Source organism: Micromonospora haikouensis, assembly GCF_000876225.1.
In the GTDB taxonomy this organism is placed as follows: Bacteria; Actinomycetota; Actinomycetes; order Mycobacteriales; family Micromonosporaceae; genus Micromonospora; species Micromonospora haikouensis.
Genome location: NZ_JXSX01000001.1, coordinates 2,188,414 through 2,211,654 on the forward strand (window position 1 = coordinate 2,188,414; position 23,241 = coordinate 2,211,654).

The following is a 23,241-nucleotide window of genomic DNA, read 5'->3' on the forward strand; positions in this document are numbered from 1 at the left end:
ATGGCCGTGCTCACCGACCGGCCGGCGGCACCCGCGCCGCCCGCCCGGCCGCGCCGCGCCCGCGACCGCACGGCCCGCACGCTGGCGAGCCGCCTCGTCGGGTACGCGATCCTGGTCTTCTTCGCGCTGGTGTTCCTCTACCCGTTCGTCATCCAGATCGGCAACTCGCTCAAGACCGAGCCGGACGCGGCGGCCAACCCGCTCTCGCCCATCCCGGACCCGCTGTCGCTGGCCGGCTTCGAACGGATCTTCGCTGGCACCGCCTTCCCGCTCTGGCTCGGCAACTCGCTGCTGGTCACCGTGCTGGTCACCCTCGGCCGGGTGTTCTTCGACTCGCTCGCCGGGTACGCCCTGGCCCGGCTTCGCTTCCGGGGCCGAGCCGGGCTCTTCGCCGCGGTCGTCGCGGTGCTGGCGGTGCCCGGCGTGGTGCTGCTGATCCCGAAGTTCCTCGTGCTCAACCAGCTCGGCATGTACGACAGCTACGCCGGCCTGGTGGTGCCGCTGCTCGCCGACGCGGCCGGCGTGTTCATCATGAAGCAGTTCTTCGAGTCGATCCCGGTCAGCGTGGAGGAGGCGGCCCGCATCGACGGGGCGGGCGTCTTCCGCACGTTCTGGTCGGTGGTGCTGCCGATGGCGAAGCCGGCGCTGATCACCCTGACCATCCTGTCGTTCCAGGGCTCCTGGAACGAGTTCCCGCACAGCCTGGTCGCGGTGCAGGACCCGGACCTGTTCACCCTGCCGCGCGGCCTGGCCGACCTGGTCAGCGGCTCGCTGGGCAAGGGCACCCAGTATCCGCTCAAGCTCGGCGCGGCGCTGCTGGCCACCATCCCGGTCGCGGTGCTGTTCGTGATCTTCCAGCGGTATTTCGTGCGGGACGCCAACGACGGCGCGGACAAGGGCTGACCGGGCCGCCGGGCCGGCTCAGGGCAGCCGGTCCGGCAGCCCGAACAGCGGAAACAGGGCCGGGTCGAGGAAGTAGTTGAGCCGGGCGACCCGGTCGCCGGAGCAGCCGACCAGCTGGATCGAGAACGGCCGGTGCCCGCCCGCCGGGTCCCGCCGGTACTGCGCGAACCCCGGGCCACCGTTGACCGCCACCGGGACCAGCCGGGAGCCCGCGCAGCCGGCCCCCGGGCCGGTCATCCAGCGCCCGATGTCACCCGCGCCGCGCAGCCAGAGCCGGTAGGGCGGCATGGTCTGCACGGCGTCGGCCCGCAGCAGCGCGACCAGCGCGTCGATGTCGTACCGCTCGAAGGCCCGCACGTAGCGGTCGAGCAGCTCGCGGTGCGCGGCGTCGAGGGCGGCGGCCGGCGGGTCGGCGTCGACGCCCCGGGCGGCCAGCGTCGCGCGGGCCCGCTGCAACGCGCTGTTGACCGCCGCCACGCTGGTGTCGAGCAGGCCGGCGACCTCGTCGGCCCGCCAGCGCAGCACGTCGCGCAGGATCAGCACCGCCCGCTGCCGGGGCGGCAGGTGCTGCAACGTGGCGACGAAGGCCAGCCGCACCGACTCCCGGGTCACCGCCACCTCCGCCGGATCCTCGCCGGCAGGCAGCACCCGGGCGTCGGGGGCCGGCCCGATCCACTCCCCGGCGGGCCGGGGCTCGCCCAGCGCCGACAGCACCGGCGCCGACGGCCCGGCGAGGTCGGTCGGGACCGCCCGGCGGGACCGGCCGCGCAGCAGGTCGAGGCACACGTTGGTGGCGATCCGGTAGACCCAGGTGCGGACGCTGGACCGGCCGTCGAAGGCGGCCAACCCCCGCCAGGCGCGCAGCAGCGTCTCCTGGACGGCGTCCTCCGCGTCGAAGGCCGAGCCGAGCATCCGGTAGCAGTAGCCGGTGAGCTCCACCCGGTGCCCCTCCAGGTGCTGCTCCGACGGCGGGTGCCGCTCCGACGGCCCGTGCTCCGGCCGGCCGTGCTCCTGCGGCCCGTGCTCCTGCGGCCCGGCCGGGGCCGGCGTCGCGTGGGCACGACTCGTCGACACGCTCATCCCGCCACCGTAGGCGGCACCACCGACATTCCCGGCAACCCCGACGCGCCGGGAGGCAGACCGCGTGGTCAGCCGGCGGCGGTGTCGCCCTCCGCCGCGCCCTCGGCGGGCACCGCCACGTGCAGCCGGAGCTGGTTGACCAGCATGTCGTCCACGTCGAGGGCCCGGGCCGCGCCGTCGGGCTCCCAGCCCGCGCCGGTGAGGAACTTCCGGGTCGCCGCGTCGGCGTCGAACGCCCACGCCACCGCCCGGTCGAAGCCGTCGGAGCGCCACAGGTCCACGCTCGCGGCCAGCAGCCGGCTGCCGTGCCCGCGCCGCCCCCAGCGCGGCTCGACCAGCAGGTCCGTCACCGCCACCACGCCGGACCCGAGCGCCTCGGCCGGCTCGTTCGGGGCGAGGGACTCGGCGTCGGCCGGCCCGGACGCGGCAAATCCCACCAGATACGATTGTTCGGCCTGTTCGACGGCGACGAGCACCCGGTGCGCGCCCGAGGGCGGCTCCTGCACCGCCGCGCTCCACCGCCTGGCGAGATACTCCTCGTCCAGGTTGTCGAGCACGTGCCGGGGCAGGATCCGGCGATACGCGACCCGCCAGGTCGCGAGCTGGATGCGTGCGATCTCGCCGGCGTCTTCCGGACGCGCCGGGCGGACGTACCCGAGAGCCATGGGACGGAAGCCTACGCAGGGCGAGGGAGGCCACGGTGGCGCAGGGTGCCAAACGGACGATCGGGCAGGTCGCCGCGGTGGTCGGGCTCGCCGTCGCGGTGACCGCGTTCCTGTCCGTGGCGGCCGTGCGGCACGGCTTCTTCGACCTGAAGGTCTACTACGGCGCGCTCCACTTCTGGGTGCACGACGGCGGGGAGATCTACGACTTCCTCAAGCCCGGCACCCAGTACGGCTTCACCTACCCGCCGTTTGCCGCCCTGGTCATGCTGCCGATGGCCCTCCTGCCGTGGCCGGCCGCGATCGTGGTGAGCGTGACCGCGTCCGTGGTGACCAGCGCCGTGCTGATCTGGTGGCTGATCGCCCCGGTCGCCCACCGCTGCGGCTGGACCGGCTGGTTCGCCCTCGCCGTGGCGCTCTGCCTGGCCGCCGCGTTCGAGCCGATGCGCGAGACGGTCAACTTCGGCCAGGTCAACATGCTGCTGCTGTTCCTCGTCGCGGTGGACCTGCTGCGGCTGCTGCCGGCGGGCAACCGCTGGGCGGGAGTGGGCATCGGGCTGGCCACCGCGATCAAGCTGACCCCGGGGATCTTCCTCGTCTACCTGCTGGTCACCGGCCGCTGGCGGGCCGCCCTGACCGCCGCCGGCACGGCCGCCGGGGCGACCCTCGTCGCCGCCGCGCTCTTCCCCGACGCGTCCCGCGAGTTCTGGACCTCCGCGCTGTGGAACACCGGCCGCGTCGGCGAGCTGGCGTTCGTGTCGAACCAGTCGCTGCAGGGCGTGGTCGCCCGGCTCAGCCCCGAGCACCCCAGCACCGTGGCCTGGCTGGCGCTGGTGTTCGCCACCCTCGCCGTCTGGGCGTGGCGCTCGCGGGCCGCCGCGAAGGCCGGCGACGAGGCCACCGGCCTGGCCCTGACCGGCGCGCTGATGTGCCTGGTCAGCCCCGTGACCTGGGTGCACCACCTGGTCTGGCTGCTGCCGGGGCTGATCCTGCTGGTCGACAACGGCACCGCGGCCCCCGCGCGCAGCCGCCGGCGCCGCGTCCTGCTGGCCGCCGCGATCATCGGGTACGCCCTGCTGTGCAGCCGCATCGTCTGGGCCTGGGAGAAGGACTTCACCGGCGTCGACGGCTTCCTCGGCAGCAACACCTACGTCTGGATCAGCCTCGCCCTGCTGCTGTTCCTGCCCGTACGCCGCCCGGCGGGTCAGCCGTCGAGCAGCCCCGCGTACCTCAGCTCGACCAGCCCCAGCGGGGGTGCCCCGCCGGCCAGCGGCACCGGGTAGGTGGTCCGCTCGCCGTCCGGCGACAGCCCGGCCCGCTCGTAGAAGCGCCGGGCCCGCCGGTTGTCCCGCAACACCCACAGCCGGTACGCCGTCCAGCCCCGCCCGGCCAGCCGCTGCTTCGCCGCCGCCAGCAGCCGCCCGGCCGTCCCGTCGCCCCAGTGCGCCCGCTCGACGTACATGGTGAGCACCTCGCCGAGCGTGTGGTCGAGGTCGGCCCGGTCCTGGTTGTTGCGGTACGGGCCGAACGTGGTGAACCCGATCACCGCGCCGTCGCGCTCGGCGAGCAGCGTGGTGAACGGGTGCTCCGGGTCGGCCGTGCCCAGGTCCCGGCGGCGCTGCGCCCAGGCCGCCACGTTGAGCCGGGCCAGCACCTCCGCCGGCATGATCCCGGCGTAGCCGTCCTGCCAGCCGTGCACGTGCACCCGGGCCACCGCCTCGGCGTCGTCCGGCTCCTCGGGGCGGATGATCAGCATGCGTCCGTTGTATGCCCCGGTGGCCGTGACGTCCAGCCAGCCGCACCGGTGTCGTACCCCTGGATTAGGGTGCCCGACGATGACCGCACCGGAATCGCTCTCGCTCGCCCAGGCCCGCCGGGTGGCCCTGGCCGCCCAGGGCTTCGCCGACCCGCCGCCGGTCGGCCTGCCCACCCGCCGGCACCTGCGCCGGGTGCTCGACCGGGTCGGGCTGATCCAGGTGGACTCGGTCAACGTGCTGCAGCGGGCGCACTACCTGCCCCTCTACAGTCGGCTCGGGCCCTACCCGACGACCCTGCTCGACGCCGCCGCCTACCGCCGTCCCCGCGAGCTGTTCGAATACTGGGGGCACGAGGCGTCGCTGGTCCCCGTCGGGCTGCACGCGGCGCTGCGCTGGCGGATGGCCAAGGCCCGCGACGAGGCGTGGGGCGGGATGCGCCGCATCGCGCAGGAGCAGCCCGAGCTGGTGGCGTGGGTGCGCGACGAGGTCGCCGCCCGGGGCCCGCTCACCGCCGCCGAGATCGAGCACGACGCGCCCCGGGAGACCGGCAACTGGGGCTGGAACTGGTCGACCGTGAAGCGGGCACTGGAGTTCCTCTTCTGGGCCGGCGAGGTCACCGCCGCCGACCGCACCCCCTCGTTCGCCCGCCGCTACGACCTGCCCGAGCGGGTGCTGCCGGCCGCCGCGCTGGACGCGCCCACCCCGACCGACGCCGAGGCGCACCGCGCCTTGGTCGCGATCGCCGCCCGCTCGCTCGGCGTCGCCGCCGAGCCGGAGCTGCGCGACTACTTCCGGCTGCCCGTCGCCGGGGCCCGCCGGGCGGTCGCCGAGCTGGTCGAGGCGGGTGAGCTGACCCCGGTCACGGTCGAGGGCTGGCGGCACCCGGCCTACCTGCACGCCGCCGCCCGGCTGCCCCGCTGGGTGCGGGGCAACACCCTGGTCAGCCCGTTCGACCCGCTGGTGTGGGAGCGGGGCCGCACCGAGCGGCTGTTCGGCTTCGCCTACCGCATCGAGATCTACGTCCCGGCCCCGCAGCGGGTCCACGGCTACTACGTGCTGCCGTTCCTGCAGGGGGAGCGGTTCACCGCCCGGGTCGACCTCAAGGCCGACCGCAAGGCCGGCGTGCTGCTGGTGCCGGCCGCCTGGGCCGAGCCGGGCGTCGACGCGGGGGAGACGGCGGTGGCCCTGGCCGCCGAGCTGCACCGCCTGGCCGGCTGGCTGGGGTTGAGCGCGGTCGCCCCGCCCGCCGCCGGTGACCTGGCCGTTCCGCTGGCCGCCGCGCTGAGGAGCGTGGCCGGTGTACCGTGAGCGGCGTGACGAGCGTCGACGGCCCGGCGGCCCCGCACCCGCACCCGCACCCTGACGCGCAGGCGCCCGCGCCCGCGCCGGGGGAGTGGCCGCCGGGGGCGTACCCGGTGGCGGAGCCCGACCGGCTGACCCGCCTCGTGATGCGGGTGCACGCCCGGTCGCCGCGCTGGGCGGCCCCCCTGGCCGCGCTCGGCTGCGTCGGCCTCGGCATGGCGTACGCGCTGCTCAGCGACCCGACCCGGGCCGCACCCGACGCCGCGCCCAGCTGCCTGCTGAAGCTCACCACCGGGCTGGACTGTCCGGGCTGCGGCGGCACCCGCGCGCTGTGGTACGTGCTGCACGGCGACCTGCCGGCCGCCGCCCGGCACCACTTCGTCTTCGTCTTCGCGCTGCCCTTCCTGACCTACCTGTTCGTCGCCTGGGCGGGCCGGCAGGCGTTCGGCTGGCGGCTGCCGCAGCCCCAGGTCAGCTCGAAGGTGATCGGCGGCTTCCTGGCCCTGTGGCTGGCCTTCTCGGTGGCCCGCAACCTGCCCTGGGCCCCCTTCACCTCCCTCTACGTCTGACCGGTCCTGTGTCCGGCCCGGCGGGCAGCCTGCCGCGCGCCTGCGCGATCGGGTGCGGAGCCTGCGGGCCATAGCGAGCTGAGTCGTTTGCGACATCACTGCCGCCCACGGGCCGCCCCCGACTCCGCCCCCGACCCGGCCCGACCCTGGCCTCGGACCTCGGCCACGGACCCGACCCTGATGTCGTAAACGACTCAGCTCCCTAGGCGGGAAACCGGGACGGTCCCTTCCGGTGGGCGACGCGCCGGGCCGGGGGTGACCGCCGTTGCACCGGGCGCGCCCGGCTTGGGCGGGCGACCGCCGGACCACTACAGTCCCTGGCATGCCGGAGATGGTGCAGCCCCAGGTCAAGCTCGTCGCGTGGACCCAGTTCCAGGCCCCGGACGACGTGCCGTGGTCGACCGACGCCGAGGGCGGCCAGGCGCTCGCCGAGTTCGCCGGCCGGGCCTGCTACCAGAGCTGGTCCAAGCCGAACCCGGCCACCGCCACCAACGCCGGCTACCTGGCGCACATCCTGGAGGTGGGGCACCTGTCGGTGCTGGAGCACGGCTCGGTGAGCTTCTACTTCACCGGGGTGTCCCGCTCGTTCACCCACGAGCTGATCCGGCACCGGCACTTCTCCTACTCCCAGCTCTCCCAGCGGTACGTCCCCGAGCGCGACGCCGCGATGGTCGAGCCGGCGGTGATCGCCGACGACCCGGAGCTGCACAAGCGGTTCGTCGAGGCCGCCGAGGCGAGCGTGCGGGCGTACACCGAGCTGCTGGAGGGCCTGGAGCAGCGCTTCTCCGACGAGCCCAACCCGACGCTGCGCCGCAAGCAGGCCCGGCAGGCGGCCCGCGCGGTGCTGCCCAACGCGACCGAGACGCGGATCGTGGTCACCGGCAACTACCGGGCCTGGCGGCACTTCGTCGCGATGCGGGCCACCGAGCACGCCGACGTGGAGATCCGCGAGCTGGCCGTGGAGTGCCTGCGTCAGCTCCAGCGGGTCGCCCCGAACGTGTTCGCCGACTTCGTCATCTCCACGCTGCCCGACGGCACGGAGGTGGCGGCCAGCCCGCTCGCCGAGCTGTCCTGAACCCTTCCCCACCGGCCCGCCGGTGGTCGTCCGCTAGGTTGTGAGCATGACGCACGACCACCCTGTTGCCGCCGACCGGGCGGTGTCCCGCCCGTTCGGCCGAGTGCTCACGGCCATGGTGACCCCGTTCACCTCCGACGGTTCCCTGGACCTCGACGGCGCCGTACGCCTCGCGAACCACCTCGTCGACGAGCAGGGCAACGACGCGCTCGTGCTCAACGGCACCACCGGCGAGTCGCCCACCACCACCGACGCGGAGAAGGAACGCCTGATCCGGGCCGTGGTGGAGGCGATCGGCGACCGGGCGAGGGTGGTCGCCGGGGTCGGCACCAACGACACCCGGCACACCATCGAGCTGGCCGCGTCGGCCGAGAAGGCCGGCGCGCACGGCCTGCTGGTGGTGACCCCGTACTACAACAAGCCGCCGCAGAGCGGGCTGGTCCGGCACTTCACCGCCGTCGCGGACGCCACCGGGCTGCCGATCATGCTCTACGACATCCCGCACCGCTCCGGGGTGCCGATCGAGACCGAGACCCTGGTCCGGCTCGCCGAGCACGACCGCATCGTCGCGGTCAAGGACGCCAAGGGTGACCTCACCGCGACCTCGTGGGTGACCAGCCGCACCGACCTGGCCTTCTACAGCGGGGAGGACTCCCTCGTCCTGCCCGCGCTGGCGGTCGGCTGCGTCGGGGTCGTCGGCACCTCGACCCACTTCACCGGTGCGCTCACCCAGCGGATGATCGAGGCGTACGACGCGGGCGACCCCGGCACCGCGCTCGCCCTGCACCGGCGGCTGCTGCCCCTGTTCACCGGCGTCTTCCGCACCCAGGGCACCATCCTGGTCAAGGCGGGCCTGGCGGCCCTGGGCCTGCCGGCCGGCCCGGTGCGGCCCCCGCTGGTGGACGCCACCCCCGACGAGATCGCCCAGCTGCGCGCGGACTGCGCGGCGGCGGGTCTGGAGCTCCCCTGACATGACCGAACGACACGACGGACGCCGGGCGACGGCGTCGCAGAATGAGGTGGACGCGTGACCGAGGCGCACAACGAGGGCGAACTGCCCCCGCCGCTGCCGGAGGGCGGCCTGCGGATCATCCCGCTCGGCGGGCTCGGCGCCATCGGTCGGAACATGACCGTCTTCGAGTACGACGGCAAGCTGCTCATCGTCGACTGCGGGGTGCTCTTCCCCGACGTCGAGCAACCGGGCGTGGACCTGATCCTGCCCGACTTCGGGCCGATCCTGGACCGGCTCGCCGACGTGCAGGCGATCGTGCTCACCCACGGCCACGAGGACCACATCGGCGCGGTGCCGTACCTGCTCGCCCACAAGCCGGACATCCCGCTGGTCGGCTCGCAGTTCACCCTCGCCCTGGTCGAGGCGAAGCTGGCCGAGCGGCGCATCCAGCCGTACACGCTGACCGTGCGGGAGGGCGGCCGGGAGCGGCTCGGCCCGTTCGAGTGCGAGTTCTTCGCCGTCAACCATTCGATCCCCGACGCCCTCGCGGTGGCCATCCGCACCCCCGCCGGCCTGGTGCTGCACACCGGCGACTTCAAGATGGACCAGCTCCCCCTGGACGGCCGGATCACCGACCTGGCCGGCTTCGCCCGGCTGGGCGCGGAGGGCGTCGACCTGCTGCTGTCGGACTCCACGAACGCGGAGATCCCCGGCTTCGTCACCCCGGAACGGGAGATCGGGCCGGTCCTCGACTCGATCTTCGCGAAGGCGCGCGGCCGGATCATCGTCGCGTCGTTCGCCTCGCACGTGCACCGGGTGCAGCAGGTCTTCGACTCGGCCGTCGAGCACGGCCGCAAGGTGGCGCTGATCGGCCGCTCGATGGTCCGCAACATGGGCATCGCCCGGGACCTCGGCCTGCTCAACATCCCCGCCGGCCTGGTGATCAGCATCGAGGAGGCCACGGCGCTGCCGCCGGAGCAGATCGTGCTGATGTCCACCGGCTCGCAGGGCGAGCCGATGAGCGCGCTCGGCCGGATGGCCAGCGGCGACCACCGGCACATCACCATCGCCCCCGGCGACACGGTGGTGCTGGCGTCCTCGCTGGTGCCCGGCAACGAGACCTCGGTCTACCGGGTGATCAACCGGCTGGCCCGGGCCGGCGCGGTGGTCGTGCACAAGGACGTGGCGAAGGTCCACGTCTCCGGCCACGCCCCCGCCGGTGAGCTGCTCTACCTGCTCAACGTGACCCGCCCGAGCAACCTGATGCCGGTGCACGGCGAGTGGCGGCACCTGCGGGCCCACGCCCGCCTCGGCATCGAGTCCGGGGTCGCCCCGGACCGGGTGGTGCTCTGCGAGGACGGCGACGTGGTCGACCTGGTCGAGGGCCGCGCCAGCCTCGTCGGCCACGTCAAGAGCCGGTACGTCTACGTCGACGGCCTCGCCGTGGGCGACGTCAGCGAGTCCCTGCTCACGGAGCGGCGGATCCTCGGCGACGGCGGGTTCATCGCCACCACCGTCGTGGTCGACTCGGTCACCGGCAAGGTCGTGGGCGGCCCCACCGTCTCGGCGAAGGGCTTCTCGGAGGACCCGGAGGCGTTCAACCCGGTCGTGCCGCTGGTGACCGAGGCGCTGAACCGGGCCGCCGCCGACGGCATCACCGACCCGCACCAGCTCCAGCAGATCGTCCGGCGCACCGTCGGCCGGTGGGTCAACGACAAGTACCGCCGCCGGCCCATGATCGTGCCGACGGTCGTCGAGGTCTGACGCCCGCACCGCCGCGTTCCGCGCGTACCGACGCCGGCCCACCCCCGAGCGGTGGGCCGGCGTCGGCGCTTCTCCCGCCGGCCTGGGGTACGGACATCGACGCCGCAGGGTTCAACGCCGACGGGAAAAATTGTTCCGGGTCGATCGTTCAACCATCCGGCGGTTTGTCCCGTACTCCGTCGCGGCAGGCGTACCCGCGCCGGCCGGGAGGAGCGTGGCGGATGGACCGCAGACGGATGACAGCCATCGGCGTACTGGTGGTGGCGGCGGGAGCGGCGGCGGTCGTGGCCCTGCCGTCGTTCGCCGGGGAAGGTGCCGCGCCGCCGGCCGGGGACTCCGGGCGGGCCACCGCCCCGGCCGGGGTGGACCAGAAGGTCGTGGACGCGATGAGCCGCGACCTGCGGCTCACCCGCGAGCAGGCGACGCAGCGGCTGAAGACCGAGCGCTGGGCCGCCGGCACCGTCGAGAAGCTCCGGACCGAGCTGGGCGAGGACTACGGCGGCGCCTGGCTCAGCGCCGACGGCCGTACCCTGACCGTCGCGGTCGCCGACCCCGGACGGGCCGACGCCGTGCGCGCGGCCGGCGCGGTGCCCAAGCAGGTCGCCCGGGGCGTGGGGGAGCTGGACACCATGAAGACCCGGCTCGACCGGTCCGGCGGCGCGGTCGGCCGGGCCGTCACCGGCTGGTACGTCGACGCGCCCACCAACTCCGTCGTGGTGGTGGCCCGGGCGGGCCAGGAGGCGGCCGGTCGCCGGTTCGCGGCGGCCAGCGGGCTGCCGGCGTCGGCGGTGCGGGTGGTCAGCTCGACGCGGGCCCCCCGGCTGCTCGCGGACCTCCAGGGCGGCGACGCCTACCTCATCAACGGCAACTCCCGCTGCTCGGTCGGCTTCGCCGTGGTCGGCGGCTTCGTCACCGCCGGGCACTGCGGCCAGGCCGGCGACCGCACCACCGGGGTCGACGGCTCGCCGCAGGGCGTCTTCGCTGCGTCGTCCTTCCCCCGCGACGACTGGGGCGTCGTGCGGGTCACCGGCGACTTCCAGCCGCAGCCCGTGGTGAACGACTTCAACGGCGGCGCGGTGCCCGTCAACGGCTCGCAGGAGGCCCCCGTCGGTGCCTCGATCTGCCGCTCCGGCTCCACCACCGGGGCGTTCTGCGGGGTGATCCAGGCGAAGAACGCGACGGTCAACTACCCGGAGGGCACGGTCACCGGGCTGACCCAGACCAACGTCTGCGCCGAGCCGGGCGACTCCGGCGGGTCGTGGATCTCCGGTGACCAGGCGCAGGGGGTCACCTCGGGCGGGGCGGGCGACTGCACCGTCGGCGGGGTCACCTTCTTCCAGCCCGTCAACGAGATCCTCCAGGTCAACGGGCTGACCCTGGTCACCGCCGACGGCGGCAACACCCTGGGCGGTCGCCGGGCGCGGCGCTGAGGACCCGCCCCTGGGCCCTTGCCCTGACCGGCCCGGCACCACCACGCGGGCCGGTCAGGGCAGCGCCGCGACCGCCTCCGCGTACGCGACGCCGGTGGCCACGGCCGCGGTGACCAGCACGTCGAGCTGGGTGGGGGCCACCCCGTGGGCCAGGTCCGTGGTCACGTCGCCGGCCAGCACCAGCTCCCCGCTGCCGTCGTCGTGCGCGTACGCCTTCGGCAGCAGCCGGTCGTGGTTCCAGGCGTTGCAGAAGGCGTACGCCTCCGCGCGCCGCCCCGCCGCCAGCCGTCGGACGGCCAGCACCCGGGCGTGCAGGATCTCGCCCCGCTCGCCGGCCTGCCGGAACTCGATCACCGCCGGACCCCACCGCCCGACCACCGCCGGGCCGCGCATCGTCCAGGCGTCGCCGCGCCGGTCCAGGGCCTCGGTGACCAGGGCGACGGTCAACGCCCCCACCTCGTCCCCGGCCAGCTCCCGTCCGGCCTCCCGCCCCGCCGGCCCGCTGCCGCCGCCCGTGCCCTCGCTGCCGCCACCGTCGGGGCCGCCGTCGTCGGCCGCCTCGTCGGCGGGCAGCGGCACCACCGGACCGGCGACCGGCCGCTCGGCCAGCAGGGCCGCGATCCGGCCGGACTGGTGCCCGGTGCCGTTGCGGGCGTCGAAGCTGCCGGCGAGCCCCGTCGCCAGTTCGGCGAGCAGCCCGCCGAGCCGGGCCACGTCGATGTCGTCGCCGGCCCGACCGGCCCCCCGCCCGGCGGGGGCGGCGGGTCCGGGCATCCGTCGGTCGCCCCGCCCCGACTCGGCGGCGAGGGCGCACAGCAGCGCCCCGGCGGCGGCGAACTCCATCGCGGCCAGGTCGTCGGACGGGCGGTCCAGCCGGGGCAGCTGCTCGGCGAGGATGTCCAGCCCTCGGTCCAGGTGCCCGCCCAGCGCGCAGAACCGCAGGTGCGCGGCGAGCTGCCCGAACGCCGTCCGTTCCCGCCGGTGCCGCCGGTACGCCGTGACGTGCGCCCGGCCCGCCCGTTCCGGCTCGCCGGCGCGCAGCAGCGGCAGTAGCGCCCCGGCCAGCGCCCGCTCCGGCTGGTCGGTGCAGTACGCCCCGCCGCCCCCGGCTGTCCCGGCCCCGCCAGCTCCGGCTGTCCCGGCCCCGCCAATCTCGGCCGGGGCCGCCGCCGTCGGGCCATCGACGATCGGGCGCAGCTCGGCCAGCGCCGCCGCCCAGTCACCCCAGCCGGCCAGCAGGTCGGCGCGGCGCGACGGAGCGCAGGCCGGACAGCCGGCGGCCGGGTCGGCGGGGGCGGTGCGCCAGCGGTCGTACCAGCGGCGGGCCTCCGGCTCGTCGCCGAGGTGGTCGGCGAGGCGGCAGCGCAGCTCGGCCACCACATCGGTCACCGCCGCAGGCTGGGCCAGGTCGTCCAGCGCCGCGCGGGTCTGGCCCAGGCCGACCCGGGGCGTGCCGAACGCGGCCTCGACCGCGAAGCGCTGGTAGCGGCGCAGCTCGGCGGCCCGCTCGGCGGTGGCGTCCGCGGAGGCGGCGTCGAGCAGCTCCCGACAGCGGCGGACCGGCTCGAACAGCCGCCACCGCTCGCCCCGCCGCAGATACAGGTCCATCAGCGCGAACCGGGCGTCCAGCCCGGTGGCCAGGTCGCCGGCCGCGTCGGCGGCCGACGCGATCCGGTCCAGCTCGACGGCGCGTTCCTCCCCGTCGGGCAGGTCCCCGGCGGCGGCCAGCCGGTCGGCCCACGGGCTCGGCTGCCCGGTCATGGCCGCGCCCCGCCCGCGAGCTGCCCGACTGCGGCGGCGAGCTGGCAGCCGGTCGAGATGCCACAGTCGAGCAACTGGTCGAGCTGGTGCGGGGTCACCCCGCGCTCCAGGTCGGCGATCACCTCGCCGCAGACCAGGGCCCGCCCGTCGTCGTCGACGTGCACGAAAGCCTTGGGCCAGTACCGGTCGTGGTTCCACGAGTTGCAGAAGGCGTGCAGGGTCGGCACGTACTCGATCGGGAAGGTCGGCGCGGCTATCGTGCGCACCTGGAGGATCTCGCCGCCCGCCCCCATCCGCAGGAACCAGACGAGCGCGTCGTCCCAGCGGCCCAGCAGCCGGCCCGCCGGATCCGCCGCCACCGCGTACCCCCGACGGCGCAGCACGGCCGCGATCAGCTCGTCGGTCAGCGGCCGCAACGCCCCGGGGTGCCCGGCCAGGGGGCCGTCCGGGCCGTCCTCGATCTCGGGCGACGCCATCGGGCATCCCTTCTGAGGCGAATAACACAACAGGCGGCGTCGCCCGTGCTGCGACGCGCGGACACGACCCGGAAAAGCGGCGATCCGCCGGGTCCCGCCGTTACGGTGACTCTATGGCGGGCCGTACCTCTCAGGCGAGCCGGCGACGCGGCGCGTCGCCGCGCGGCACCACGAACAGTCGTGCCCGTCAGCCGGCGAAGAAGACCACCAAGGCGGCGCCCCGGCGGCGCACCGCCCCCCGGCCGGGGCCGGCCGTCCACGTAGGCCGGGCGATCGGTGCGGTGTGGATGGGGCTCGCGCACGGCGTCGGCTGGGCGGTGCGGGCCGCCGGCCGGCAGGCCGCCTCGGCCCGCGACCTCGACCCGGAGCACCGCCGCGACGGCGCGGGCCTGCTGCTGCTCGGGCTCTCCCTGCTCAGCGCGGTGGCCCTCTGGTTCTCCGGTGCCGGCCCGGTGGGTGCCCGGCTCGCCGACACCGTGCGGCTCTTCCTCGGCGCGATCTCGATCGTCGTCCCGGTGCTGCTGTCGATCGGGGCGTGGCGGCTGATGCGCACGCCGTCCGACCCGGAGCACCGGGGGCGGGGCCTGGTCGGCTGGGGGTCCATGCTGGTCGCCACCGCCGCGATGCTGCACATCGGACAGAACCCGGTGGACCCGGTCCAGCGTGACTACGCGGGCGGCCTGATCGGCGCGGGCGTCGGCAACGTGCTGGAGACCGCGGTGACCGCCTGGGTGGCCGTGCCGCTGCTGCTCCTGCTGCTGGTCTTCGGCCTGCTGGTGGTCACCGCGACGCCGATCAACAAGATTCCGGAGCGGCTCGGGCTGCTCGCCGGCGCGGTGGTCGGCCCGCCGCCGGCCGCCGAGGAGGCCGAGGCGGAGCCCGTCGAGAAGAAGCCGGCCCGCCGCCGCCCGGCCAAGCGCGCCGCGCCGCCGCTGCCGGACCCGGACGACTTCGACGAGGAGGCGTACGAGGGCGCCGACCTCCAGGAGACCGTGGTGCTGCCCCGCAAGCCCCCGGCGAAGGTGCCCGCCACCCGCAAGCCGGTCGAGCCGCCGGAGCACTCGCCGCCGCCCACCCGGGCGGAGCAGCTCGCGCTCACCGGCCTGGCCGGCGACTACACGCTGCCCCCGGCCAACCTGCTCAGCGGCGGGGCCGCCCCGAAGACCCGCAGCAAGGCCAACGACGAGGTCATCGCCGCCCTCACCGGCGTGTTCGACCAGTTCGGCGTCGACGCCGAGGTCACCGGCTTCACCCGGGGGCCGACGGTCACCCGGTACGAGGTGGAGCTGGGCCCGGGCGTGAAGGTCGAGCGGATCACCCAGCTCTCCCGCAACATCGCGTACGCGGTGAAGTCTCCGGACGTACGCATCCTCAGCCCGATCCCGGGCAAGAGCGCGGTCGGCGTGGAGATCCCGAACACCGACCCGGAGAACGTGGCGCTCGGCGACGTGCTGCGCTCCCGCGCCGCCACCAGCGACCACCACCCGATGGTGGTGGCGCTCGGCAAGGACATCGAGGGCGGCTTCGTGGTGGCCAACCTCGCGAAGATGCCGCACATCCTGATCGCCGGGGCCACCGGCGCCGGCAAGTCGAGCTGCCTCAACTCACTGCTGGTGTCCATTCTCACCCGGGCCACCCCGGACGAGGTGCGGCTGCTGCTGATCGACCCGAAGCGCGTCGAGATGACCGGCTACGAGGGCATCCCGCACCTGGTCACCCCGATCGTGACCAACGCGAAGAAGGCGGCCGACTCGCTGGAGTGGGTCGTCCGCGAGATGGACATGCGCTACGACGACCTCGCCGCGAACGGGGTCCGGCACATCGACGACTTCAACCGCAAGGTGCGCACGGGGGAGATCAAGGCCCCGCCGGGCAGCGAGCGGGAGATGCGGCCGTACCCGTACCTGCTGGTGATCGTGGATGAGCTGGCGGACCTGATGATGGTCGCGCCGCGCGACGTGGAGGACTCGGTCGTGCGGATCACGCAGCTCGCCCGGGCGGCCGGCATCCACCTGGTGCTGGCCACCCAGCGGCCGAGCGTGGACGTGGTCACCGGCCTGATCAAGGCCAACGTGCCGTCCCGGCTGGCGTTCGCCACCTCGTCGCTGGCCGACTCGCGGGTCATCCTCGACCAGCCGGGCGCGGAGAAGCTGCTGGGGCGCGGCGACGGGCTCTTCCTGCCGATGGGCGCGTCGAAGCCGATCCGCATCCAGGGCGCCTGGGTCACCGAGCGCGAGATCGCCGACGTGGTGAAGTTCTGCAAGGACCAGCGGGAGCCGGAGTTCCGCCCGGACGTGCTGGCCCCGGCGCAGGACAACAAGAAGAAGATCGACGAGGAGATCGGCGACGACCTGGACCTGCTGGTGCAGGCGGTCGAGCTGGTGGTCACCTCGCAGTTCGGCTCGACGTCGATGCTCCAGCGCAAGCTGCGGGTGGGCTTCGCCAAGGCCGGCCGGTTGATGGACCTCATGGAGACCCGGGGCGTGGTCGGCCCGTCGGAGGGCTCCAAGGCCCGCGACGTGCTGGTCAAGCCGGACGAGCTGGAGGAGGTCCTCGCCGGCCTCGGCGGCGCGGACGACTGACCCGCCCGCCGGACCCCTTCCCGAGCCCTCCCCGGCCCGGCACTTCGGCGCCGCCCTGCTCTCGTCCTCCACCGGCGTGGCCGGGCACCGCCCTGAGCCCCGCTTCTCCGGTTGCCGGCCCCGACGCGGGCCGACCGAGATCGCTCACTGTGGGTGACGGATCTGTCGATCTGACTCAGGGTCATGTTCAGTTCGGCGCGCCGGACTCGCCGCGCGCCCTTTGCTCTGCACCCAGGGACGCATCACCCCCTTGACCAGCAGATCTGTGAAATCGGCGGGCGGCGGGAAGGAGTGGACGATCGCGCTGCGTGAACTGTTGCGTATCCGGGTGCAGAGCAAAGGGAGCGAAGGAGGTGGTGGCGTCGAGCGGGGCGGTTGCTGCGTGTCACGATCCGGGGCGGGTGGAGCACGGCCACCCGCTGCCGCCGGCCGCCCGCGCCGACGAGGGGCCCGCCGGGAATCCGGCGGGCCCCTTCGGTCGCGGGCGGGTGCGCTGTGGCGCTGTGGCGTGGGCTGGGTGCTCAGGCGTTCAGGATCACCGCGCTGAGGATCATGCCGAGCACGGCGCCGGCCACGCTGGCGGCGGCGGCGTACCAGCCGAGCGGCTTGTCGCCGAGGACCGCGCCGACCACGCCGAGGATCACGCCGAGCAGGCCGAAGATCACCGGCGACACGAAGACCGCGAGGGCGGCGAAGACGAACGCGACGATGGTGCAGATCCGGGCGGCGTTGGTGCGCGGGCGGGTGGTGGCGTGGGTGTCGGCCATGACGTCCTCCGTGGTGAGCCTCGTTCTACCGTCGATCGATCACTACCCACCGGTGCCGGAAACTACGCATCCCGGTCAGCGGAAGACCTTCAGTGGAAGACCTTGAGGCCGACCACCCCGGCGACGACCAGCAGCAGGCAGACGATGCGGGGCAGGCTCGCCGACTCGTGCAGCGCCAGCATGCCGACCAGCGCGGTGCCGACCGCGCCGATGCCCACCCAGACCGCGTAGCCGGTGCCGACGGGGATCTCGCGCAGCGCGTACGCCAGGCCGGCCATGCTGAGCACCAGCGCGACCGCGAACACGACCGACGGCACGAGCCGGGTGAAGCCGGCGCTGCGGTCGAGGGCGACCGCCCACGCGGTCTCGAGAAGTCCGGAGATCACCAGCACGATCCAGGCCATGGCGCGACACCTCTGCTTCGACGCCCGGACCTGCGGTGTCGGGGCGAGTGGGGCTGGGTACTGACACGTGAGGCGTCTTGGCCTGACCGGGTACGCCCACCACTCGTCCGGGGCGACCCCGGGGCCGCCGCGACGACGTTAGCACCGGCCGGGCGGTGCCGGGGGTGAGCCCGGCCACCACGGATTGACTTCAATCTGACTTCAAGTTGCAGTATTCGGTCATGCCGCTGCTCTTCGCCGACCCCGACGTCGCCGCCGCGCTGGACGCTCCCACCACGGTGGCCGCGATGCGTGACGCCCTGCTCGCCGCGCACGCCGGCCGCCTGGTGGCCCCGCCCCGGGCCGCCGCGGCGCTGGGCGGGGGACGGATGGTGCTCACCGCCGGACACCTGACCGGCGAGTGGTACGGCTTCCGCTCGTACGACACGTTCGGGCACCCGGAGGGTGAGCAGGTGGTCGTGCTGCACGACGGGCGCACCGGGGCGGTGCGGGCGGTCGCGGTCGGGGACGAGCTGGGCTCCCGGCGTACCGGAGGGCTCGGCGGCGTCGCCGTGGACGCCCTGGCCCGGCCGGACGCCGTCACGCTGGGCGTGGTCGGCTCGGGCGCGCAGGCGTGGACCCAGGTCTGGGCCGCCGCCGCGGTGCGCCCGCTGCGCGAGGTCACCGTGCACAGCCGGTCGGCCGCCCGGCGGGAGGCGTTCGCCGCCCGCATCCGCGCCGAGCTGGACGTGCCGGCGCGGGCGGTCGACTCGGCGCGGGCCGCCGTGCGGGAGCGCGACGTCGTGGTGCTCGCCACCACCGCCGTCACCCCCGTGCTCGACGCCGCCGACCTGGCCCCCGGCACCCACGTCAACACGGTCGGCTTCAAGCAGGTCGACCGGCACGAGTTCGGCACCGACCTGCTGGACGCCGCCGATGTGCTGGTCACCGACTCGCCGGCGCAGGCGGCGGCGTACGACCCGCCGATGCTGGCGACGCTGCCCGCGTACGCCGGGTGGTTGGGTGACCTGGGCGCGGTGCTGGCCGGCGACGCCGCAGGCCGGACCGGCGCGGACCAGGTGTCGGTCTTCTGCTCGACCGGCCTGGCCGGCACGGAGGTCTTCCTGCTCGACCGGCTGGTCCGGCTCGGCGCGGCGATGGCCTGAGCCGGCCCCGGACGGCGGGCGACGTGCGGGGGCGATCCGGGTGGCCGCCGTTGCGGGCCGCCGTCCGCCCGCCCGGTACCCTCGGATGGTGTCTGCCACCGCCCCCTCCCCGCAATCCGCCGGCCGCCGCGTCGCCCTGCTGACCCTGGGCTGCGCCCGCAACGAGGTCGACTCGGAGGAGTTGGCCGCCCGGCTGCACGCCGACGGTTGGCAGGTCACCACCGACGGCGAGGGGGCCGACGTGGTGGTCGTCAACACCTGCGGCTTCGTCGAGAAGGCCAAGCAGGACTCGATCCAGACGCTGCTCGCCGCCGCCGACACCGGCGCGAAGGTGGTCGCGGCCGGCTGCATGGCCGAGCGGTACGGCCGGGAGCTGGCCGACAGCCTGCCCGAGGCGCAGGCGGTGCTGAGCTTCGACGACTACCCCGACATCGCCGCCCGGCTCGACGCGGTCGTCGCCGGCGAGGCGCTCGACGCGCACACCCCGCGCGACCGGCGGGAGCTGCTGCCGCTGACCCCGGTCGCCCGGCGCGACAACGCCGTCTCGCTGCCCGGTCACGGCACGCCGCGGGCCGCCGTGACCACCGACGAGCACACCCCGGCCCACCTGCGGCAGGTGCTGCGGCGTCGGCTCGACACCGGCCCGGTCGCGTCGCTCAAGCTGGCCAGTGGTTGCGACCGCCGCTGCGCGTTCTGCGCCATCCCCGCCTTCCGCGGCGCGTTCGTCTCGCGTACGCCCGACGAGCTGCTCGCCGAGGCGGAGTGGCTGGCCAAGACGGGCGTGCGGGAGCTGGTGCTGGTCAGCGAAAACTCGACGTCGTACGGCAAGGACCTCGGCGACCCCCGGGCGCTGGAGAAGCTGCTGCCGCAGCTCGCCGCGGTCGACGGGATCGTCCGGGTCCGGGCGAGCTACCTCCAGCCCGCCGAGACCCGCCCCGGCCTGGTCGAGGCGATCGCCACGACACCCGGCGTCGCACCGTACTTCGACCTGTCGTTCCAGCACTCCAGCGAGCCGGTGCTGCGCCGGATGCGCCGCTTCGGCTCCACCGACCGGTTCCTGGAGCTGCTGACCGCCGCCCGTGCCCTGGCCCCGGAGGCCGGCGCGCGGAGCAACTTCATCGTCGGCTTCCCCGGCGAGACCCGGGGCGACGTCGACGAGCTGGTCCGGTTCCTCAGCGCGGCCCGGCTCGACGCGATCGGCATGTTCGACTACAGCGACGAGGACGGCACGGAGGCCGCCGGCCTGCCCGGCAAGGTCTCCGCCGCGACGATCAAGCGCCGGTACGACCGGCTCAGCGCCCTCGCCGACGAGCTGTGCTCGCAGCGGGCCGAGGAGCGGCTCGGCTCCACGGTCGAGGTGCTGGTCGACTCGGTCGACGACGGTGTGGTCGAGGGCCGGGCGGCGCACCAGGCCCCCGAGGTGGACGGCTCCACCACCCTGGTCGCCCCGGCCGACGGCGGGGTGGACCTGGCGGCGCTGCGCCCCGGCGACCTCGTGCGCGCCACGGTGACCGCCACCGAAGGGGTGGACCTCGTCGCCGTCCCGGATGAGATGATCTCGGCTGCGCCCGGCGCGGCACGGTGACGGCGGGCCCTGAGAAGGCGGGGGAGCCACGTGGTGCGGTGTCAGGTTCGCCGCGGCAGCCCGAGCGGGGTGCGTCGGTGACGCCGGCGGCGGAGCCGGCGCAGCCGCCGGTGGTCGCCCGGGTCCCGGTGCTCAACGCGGCCAACGGGCTGACCCTGCTGCGGCTGGTGCTGGTGCCGGTCTTCGCGGCCTCGGTGGTCGCCTCCGGCGCGACCCACGCCGGGTGGCGGATCGCGGCCTGCCTGATCTTCGCCGTCGCCTCGGTCACCGACCTGGTGGACGGCTGGATCGCCCGCCGGTTCGGCCTGGTCACCTCGGTCGGCAAGGTGGCCGACCCGATCGCCGACAAGGCGCTCACCGGCGCGGCCCTGCTGCTGCTGTCCTGGTACGACCTGCTGCCCTGGTGGGTGACCGGCGTCATCCTGGTGCGGGAGCTGGGCATCACGGCGCTGCGGTTCTGGGTGATCCGGCACGGCGTCATCGCGGCCAGCCGGGGTGGCAAGATCAAGACGGCGCTGCAGATCCTGGCCATCACCTGGTACCTGTGGCCGATGCCGGCCGGGCTCGCCGCCGTCGGCCCCTGGCTGATGGCAGCCGCCGTCGGCGTCACGGTGGTCACCGGCTTCGACTACGTGGCCCAGGCGCTGCGCCTGCGCCGGCCCGCCCGCGAGGATGCGTAGACCGGCGCGGGGACGCGTAGACCGGCCGGCGCGGGGAAAGGGACGTTTCCATGGGAACTGACGCGAACGGGCACCGGCCGGTGGGCAGCCCGGCGGCCGGCGTGGTGCACCGCCTCGCCGAGCGGCACGAGACGCTGGCCACCGTCGAGTCGCTCACCGGCGGCCTGCTCTCCGCCTCGGTGGTGGAGATCGCCGGGGTCAGCGGCGTCTACCGAGGCGGCCTGGTCGTCTACGCCACCGAGCTGAAGTCTGTGCTGGCGGGCGTACCGGAGGACCTGCTGGCCGAGCGCGGCCCGGTCGACCCGGACGTGGCCCGCGCCCTGGCCGAGGGCGGCCGGCGGCGCTGCGGCGCGGACTGGGGGCTCGCCACCACCGGCGTGGCCGGGCCGCAGCCGCAGGACGGCAAGCCCGTCGGGCTGGTCTACGTCGCGGTGGCCGGGCCGGCCGGCGCCGAGGTCCGCCGGCTCGACCTCGACGGGGGCCGCGACCACATCCGGACCGCCGCGGTGATCGAGGCGTTGCGGCTGCTCGCCGAGCGGATCGACGCGGCGGGGCCGGTCCCCGGGGCGGGCGCGCCGGAGGCCGGTGACGGCGACGCCGCGCCCGCCGGGGCGGCCCGCCGCTGAGCCCCTCGGCCAGAAGGACGGGCGGGGTGGGATGTCACCGGGGCCCGCAGCGGGTACGGTTGCGGGAAGGCTCCGACGCGTGGCGTCGACGCCGGGGCGGCACGCCGCGCCGGCACGGCGTCGGTGAAGAGGGTGAGACCCGTCAGGGGAGGTGCGATGGTCCTGCTACGCCGGGTGATCGGTGACGCACTGCGGGCGCGCCGGCAGGGGCAGCACCGCACCCTGCGCGAGGTCTCCTCCGCGGCCAACGTCAGCCTGGGCTACCTGTCCGAGATCGAGCGCGGCCAGAAGGAGCCCTCCAGCGAGCTGCTGGCCGCCATCTGCGACGCCCTCGGCGCCCGCCTCTCCGAGCTGCTGCGCGAGGTCAGCGACACGGTGGCGCTCGCCGAGCAGCTTCCCGGCGTGCTGGTGCCGGTGCAGGACGAGCCGGCCGAGCCGGTCGAGTCCCCCGTGGCCCGCGCCTCGGTGCGCAAGTCGACCGGCCGGGGCGTCCGGCAGGTCACCTCCGGCGGCCCGGTGGCCGTGGCGGTGCACCAGGACTCGCCGCTGAAGGCGACCCTGCGCACCCGCGTGCGCCCCGCCGAACGCGACCGCGACGTCGTCTGCGCCGCCTGATCCCACCCGCCTCCCCGCAGGTCGCCCGAGGACGTGGTCGGGCTTTCCCGCGCCGCGTACTGTTGATCAGACGGTGGCGTGCCGCCGGTGACGTACGGATGCCGGGCTGGCGCCCGGCTGGGACGATGGGGGTCACCGCCGCACGACCACCGGCCGGACCGCCCGGCCCGGCCGGGCGGCGCGACTCTACTGAGGGGATACCGCGGAGATGGCGAACCCGTTCGTCAAGGGCTGGAAATACCTGATGGCGCTCTTCGGTGCCCGGATCGACGAACACGCCGACCCCAAGGTGCAGATCCAGCAGGCGATCGAGGAGGCGCAGCGCCAGCACCAGGCGCTGGTGCAGCAGGCGGCGGCGGTGATCGGCAACCAGCGGCAGCTGGAGATGAAGCTGTCCCGCCAGATGACCGAGGTCGAGCGGCTCCAGGGCAACGCCCGGCAGGCCCTGGTCCTCGCCGACCAGGCCCGCGCCCGGGGCGACGAGGCGGAGGCCGGGAAATACGAGCAGACCGCCCAGGTCCTCGCCACCCAGCTCGTCTCCGCCGAGCAGGCCACCGAGGACCTGAAGACCCTGCACGACCAGGCGCTCGGCGCCGCCGCGCAGGCCCGCCGGGCGGTGGAGAACAACTCGATGATCCTCCAGCAGAAGCTGGCCGAGCGCACCAAGCTGCTCAGCCAGCTCGAACAGGCCAAGATGCAGGAGAGCGTGGCCCAGTCGCTGGAGTCGATGTCGTCGCTCACCGCGTCCGGCAGCACCCCGTCCCTGGACGCGGTGCGGGACCGCATCGAGCAGCGCTACGCCACCGCGATGGGCCGCGCCGAGCTGGCCGGCAACTCCGTCGAGGGCCGGATGCTGGAGATCCAGAAGGCGTCCCTGGACTCGGCCGGCTCGTCCCGGCTGGAGCAGATCCGCGCCAGCATGGCCGGCGAGCAGCTCGCCGGCCGGCAGGACCGCCCGGCCGTGGGGCAGCAGGGGCAGGCCGCGCCCGCCGCCCCGGCCGTCGACCCGGCCGCCGCGGCCCGGCTCGACCAGCTCCGGGCCAGCATGGGCCAGGAACGCGGCACCGGGGACACCAGCACCGCCGGCTGAGCGGCATCGACGGCCG

At 74.8% G+C, this 23,241-nt stretch carries 22 protein-coding genes and 1 riboswitch; of the genes, 15 read left to right on the top strand and 7 right to left on the bottom strand.

Annotation, left to right across the window (positions count from 1 at the left end; translation table 11 throughout):
• On the top strand, positions 1 to 903 hold the full coding sequence (locus TK50_RS09615) for a carbohydrate ABC transporter permease (RefSeq protein WP_043962425.1): 903 nt from the start codon (positions 1 to 3) through the stop codon (positions 901 to 903).
• Between the two features lie 18 nt (positions 904 to 921).
• Here TK50_RS09615 and TK50_RS09620 read toward each other — a convergent pair whose 3' ends face one another.
• Positions 922 to 1,983, bottom strand: coding sequence for a sigma-70 family RNA polymerase sigma factor (locus TK50_RS09620; RefSeq protein WP_082106237.1), 1,062 nt, complete (start codon positions 1,981 to 1,983; stop codon positions 922 to 924).
• 68 nt (positions 1,984 to 2,051) lie between these two features.
• A complete protein-coding gene (locus tag TK50_RS09625) occupies positions 2,052 to 2,648 on the bottom strand; it encodes a GNAT family N-acetyltransferase (RefSeq protein ID WP_043962426.1) in 597 nt (198 codons plus the stop codon).
• A gap of 35 nt (positions 2,649 to 2,683) precedes the next feature.
• Between TK50_RS09625 and TK50_RS09630 the strand changes: the two genes are divergently transcribed.
• Positions 2,684 to 3,928, top strand: a complete 1,245-nt coding sequence (locus TK50_RS09630) for a glycosyltransferase 87 family protein (protein ID WP_043962428.1) — start codon at positions 2,684 to 2,686, stop codon at positions 3,926 to 3,928.
• Here TK50_RS09630 and TK50_RS09635 read toward each other — a convergent pair.
• Positions 3,850 to 4,401: a GNAT family N-acetyltransferase gene (locus TK50_RS09635; RefSeq protein ID WP_043962429.1), complete on the bottom strand. Its 552-nt coding sequence runs from the start codon at positions 4,399 to 4,401 to the stop codon at positions 3,850 to 3,852. The genes TK50_RS09630 and TK50_RS09635 overlap by 79 nt on opposite strands.
• A gap of 79 nt (positions 4,402 to 4,480) precedes the next feature.
• Between TK50_RS09635 and TK50_RS09640 the strand changes: the two genes are divergently transcribed.
• The 6 genes from TK50_RS09640 to TK50_RS09665 all read left to right on the top strand — a co-directional run bounded on the left by TK50_RS09640 (position 4,481) and on the right by TK50_RS09665 (position 11,494).
• On the top strand, positions 4,481 to 5,710 hold the full coding sequence (locus TK50_RS09640) for a winged helix-turn-helix domain-containing protein (RefSeq protein ID WP_043962430.1): 1,230 nt from the start codon (positions 4,481 to 4,483) through the stop codon (positions 5,708 to 5,710).
• The gene (locus TK50_RS09645; protein ID WP_043962431.1) at positions 5,707 to 6,273 is read left to right on the top strand and encodes a DUF2752 domain-containing protein; all 567 of its coding nucleotides are present in this window, start codon (positions 5,707 to 5,709) and stop codon (positions 6,271 to 6,273) included. The genes TK50_RS09640 and TK50_RS09645 overlap by 4 nt, the downstream gene beginning before the upstream one ends.
• A gap of 331 nt (positions 6,274 to 6,604) precedes the next feature.
• Positions 6,605 to 7,348, top strand: coding sequence for an FAD-dependent thymidylate synthase (thyX, locus tag TK50_RS09650; protein WP_043964186.1), 744 nt, complete (start codon positions 6,605 to 6,607; stop codon positions 7,346 to 7,348).
• 46 nt (positions 7,349 to 7,394) lie between these two features.
• Complete coding sequence (dapA, locus tag TK50_RS09655) at positions 7,395 to 8,318, top strand: 4-hydroxy-tetrahydrodipicolinate synthase (protein WP_043962432.1); 924 nt, start codon at positions 7,395 to 7,397, stop codon at positions 8,316 to 8,318.
• A 57-nt stretch (positions 8,319 to 8,375) separates the two neighbouring features.
• Complete coding sequence (locus TK50_RS09660) at positions 8,376 to 10,064, top strand: ribonuclease J (protein WP_043962433.1); 1,689 nt, start codon at positions 8,376 to 8,378, stop codon at positions 10,062 to 10,064.
• 221 nt (positions 10,065 to 10,285) lie between these two features.
• Positions 10,286 to 11,494 carry a S1 family peptidase gene (locus TK50_RS09665; RefSeq protein ID WP_043962434.1) on the top strand — a complete coding sequence of 403 codons (1,209 nt, stop codon included), beginning with the start codon at positions 10,286 to 10,288 and terminating at the stop codon, positions 11,492 to 11,494.
• Between the two features lie 54 nt (positions 11,495 to 11,548).
• Here the strand turns inward: TK50_RS09665 and TK50_RS09670 are convergent, their stop codons facing one another.
• Together TK50_RS09670 and TK50_RS09675 are read right to left on the bottom strand one after the other, a co-directional pair.
• Positions 11,549 to 13,255: a type III secretion system chaperone family protein gene (locus TK50_RS09670; RefSeq protein ID WP_043962435.1), complete on the bottom strand. Its 1,707-nt coding sequence runs from the start codon at positions 13,253 to 13,255 to the stop codon at positions 11,549 to 11,551.
• Positions 13,252 to 13,731 (bottom strand): type III secretion system chaperone family protein, encoded by a 480-nt coding sequence (locus TK50_RS09675; RefSeq protein ID WP_043962436.1) that lies wholly within the window; start codon positions 13,729 to 13,731, stop codon positions 13,252 to 13,254. Before TK50_RS09675 ends, TK50_RS09670 begins: the two co-directional genes overlap by 4 nt.
• A 113-nt stretch (positions 13,732 to 13,844) precedes the next feature.
• On the opposite strand from TK50_RS09675, the gene TK50_RS09680 reads away from it, so the two are divergent.
• Positions 13,845 to 16,313, top strand: a complete 2,469-nt coding sequence (locus tag TK50_RS09680) for an FtsK/SpoIIIE family DNA translocase (RefSeq protein WP_043962437.1) — start codon at positions 13,845 to 13,847, stop codon at positions 16,311 to 16,313.
• A gap of 521 nt (positions 16,314 to 16,834) precedes the next feature.
• Here TK50_RS09680 and TK50_RS09685 read toward each other — a convergent pair.
• Both TK50_RS09685 and TK50_RS09690 read right to left on the bottom strand, forming a co-directional pair.
• Complete coding sequence (locus TK50_RS09685) at positions 16,835 to 17,080, bottom strand: hypothetical protein (protein WP_043962438.1); 246 nt, start codon at positions 17,078 to 17,080, stop codon at positions 16,835 to 16,837.
• 89 nt (positions 17,081 to 17,169) lie between these two features.
• A complete protein-coding gene (locus TK50_RS09690; protein ID WP_043962439.1) occupies positions 17,170 to 17,484 on the bottom strand; it encodes a DMT family transporter in 315 nt (104 codons plus the stop codon).
• 66 nt (positions 17,485 to 17,550) lie between these two features.
• Positions 17,551 to 17,615: riboswitch (guanidine-III (ykkC-III) riboswitch) on the bottom strand.
• A gap of 90 nt (positions 17,616 to 17,705) precedes the next feature.
• On the opposite strand from TK50_RS09690, the gene TK50_RS09695 reads away from it, so the two are divergent.
• The 6 genes from TK50_RS09695 (at position 17,706) to TK50_RS09720 (ending at position 23,225) form a co-directional block, all read left to right on the top strand.
• Positions 17,706 to 18,629: an ornithine cyclodeaminase family protein gene (locus tag TK50_RS09695; protein WP_043962440.1), complete on the top strand. Its 924-nt coding sequence runs from the start codon at positions 17,706 to 17,708 to the stop codon at positions 18,627 to 18,629.
• Positions 18,630 to 18,714: 85 nt separating this feature from the next.
• Positions 18,715 to 20,214: a 30S ribosomal protein S12 methylthiotransferase RimO gene (rimO, locus tag TK50_RS09700; RefSeq protein WP_043962441.1), complete on the top strand. Its 1,500-nt coding sequence runs from the start codon at positions 18,715 to 18,717 to the stop codon at positions 20,212 to 20,214.
• Positions 20,215 to 20,291: 77 nt separating this feature from the next.
• On the top strand, positions 20,292 to 20,894 hold the full coding sequence (gene pgsA / locus TK50_RS09705; RefSeq protein ID WP_043962442.1) for a CDP-diacylglycerol--glycerol-3-phosphate 3-phosphatidyltransferase: 603 nt from the start codon (positions 20,292 to 20,294) through the stop codon (positions 20,892 to 20,894).
• A gap of 50 nt (positions 20,895 to 20,944) precedes the next feature.
• Positions 20,945 to 21,520: a CinA family protein gene (locus tag TK50_RS09710; protein ID WP_043962443.1), complete on the top strand. Its 576-nt coding sequence runs from the start codon at positions 20,945 to 20,947 to the stop codon at positions 21,518 to 21,520.
• Positions 21,521 to 21,676: 156 nt separating this feature from the next.
• Positions 21,677 to 22,135 carry a helix-turn-helix domain-containing protein gene (locus TK50_RS09715; protein WP_043962444.1) on the top strand — a complete coding sequence of 153 codons (459 nt, stop codon included), beginning with the start codon at positions 21,677 to 21,679 and terminating at the stop codon, positions 22,133 to 22,135.
• Between the two features lie 208 nt (positions 22,136 to 22,343).
• Positions 22,344 to 23,225 (top strand): PspA/IM30 family protein, encoded by an 882-nt coding sequence (locus TK50_RS09720; RefSeq protein WP_043962445.1) that lies wholly within the window; start codon positions 22,344 to 22,346, stop codon positions 23,223 to 23,225.
• Positions 23,226 to 23,241: the final 16 nt, after the last annotated feature.

Coding starts and splice junctions, on each gene's coding strand:
- TK50_RS09620 (WP_082106237.1), bottom strand. CDS start 1,983: ATGAGCGTGTCGACGAGTCGTGCCCACGCGACGCCGGCCCCGGCCGGG.
- TK50_RS09715 (WP_043962444.1), top strand. CDS start 21,677: ATGGTCCTGCTACGCCGGGTGATCGGTGACGCACTGCGGGCGCGCCGG.
- TK50_RS09695 (WP_043962440.1), top strand. CDS start 17,706: ATGCCGCTGCTCTTCGCCGACCCCGACGTCGCCGCCGCGCTGGACGCT.
- TK50_RS09685 (WP_043962438.1), bottom strand. CDS start 17,080: ATGGCCGACACCCACGCCACCACCCGCCCGCGCACCAACGCCGCCCGG.
- TK50_RS09720 (WP_043962445.1), top strand. CDS start 22,344: ATGGCGAACCCGTTCGTCAAGGGCTGGAAATACCTGATGGCGCTCTTC.
- dapA (WP_043962432.1), top strand. CDS start 7,395: ATGACGCACGACCACCCTGTTGCCGCCGACCGGGCGGTGTCCCGCCCG.
- TK50_RS09625 (WP_043962426.1), bottom strand. CDS start 2,648: ATGGCTCTCGGGTACGTCCGCCCGGCGCGTCCGGAAGACGCCGGCGAG.
- TK50_RS09680 (WP_043962437.1), top strand. CDS start 13,845: ATGGCGGGCCGTACCTCTCAGGCGAGCCGGCGACGCGGCGCGTCGCCG.
- TK50_RS09615 (WP_043962425.1), top strand. CDS start 1: ATGGCCGTGCTCACCGACCGGCCGGCGGCACCCGCGCCGCCCGCCCGG.
- rimO (WP_043962441.1), top strand. CDS start 18,715: ATGGTGTCTGCCACCGCCCCCTCCCCGCAATCCGCCGGCCGCCGCGTC.
- TK50_RS09665 (WP_043962434.1), top strand. CDS start 10,286: ATGGACCGCAGACGGATGACAGCCATCGGCGTACTGGTGGTGGCGGCG.
- TK50_RS09690 (WP_043962439.1), bottom strand. CDS start 17,484: ATGGCCTGGATCGTGCTGGTGATCTCCGGACTTCTCGAGACCGCGTGG.
- TK50_RS09710 (WP_043962443.1), top strand. CDS start 20,945: ATGGGAACTGACGCGAACGGGCACCGGCCGGTGGGCAGCCCGGCGGCC.
- TK50_RS09635 (WP_043962429.1), bottom strand. CDS start 4,401: ATGCTGATCATCCGCCCCGAGGAGCCGGACGACGCCGAGGCGGTGGCC.
- TK50_RS09640 (WP_043962430.1), top strand. CDS start 4,481: ATGACCGCACCGGAATCGCTCTCGCTCGCCCAGGCCCGCCGGGTGGCC.
- TK50_RS09675 (WP_043962436.1), bottom strand. CDS start 13,731: ATGGCGTCGCCCGAGATCGAGGACGGCCCGGACGGCCCCCTGGCCGGG.
- TK50_RS09670 (WP_043962435.1), bottom strand. CDS start 13,255: ATGACCGGGCAGCCGAGCCCGTGGGCCGACCGGCTGGCCGCCGCCGGG.
- thyX (WP_043964186.1), top strand. CDS start 6,605: ATGGTGCAGCCCCAGGTCAAGCTCGTCGCGTGGACCCAGTTCCAGGCC.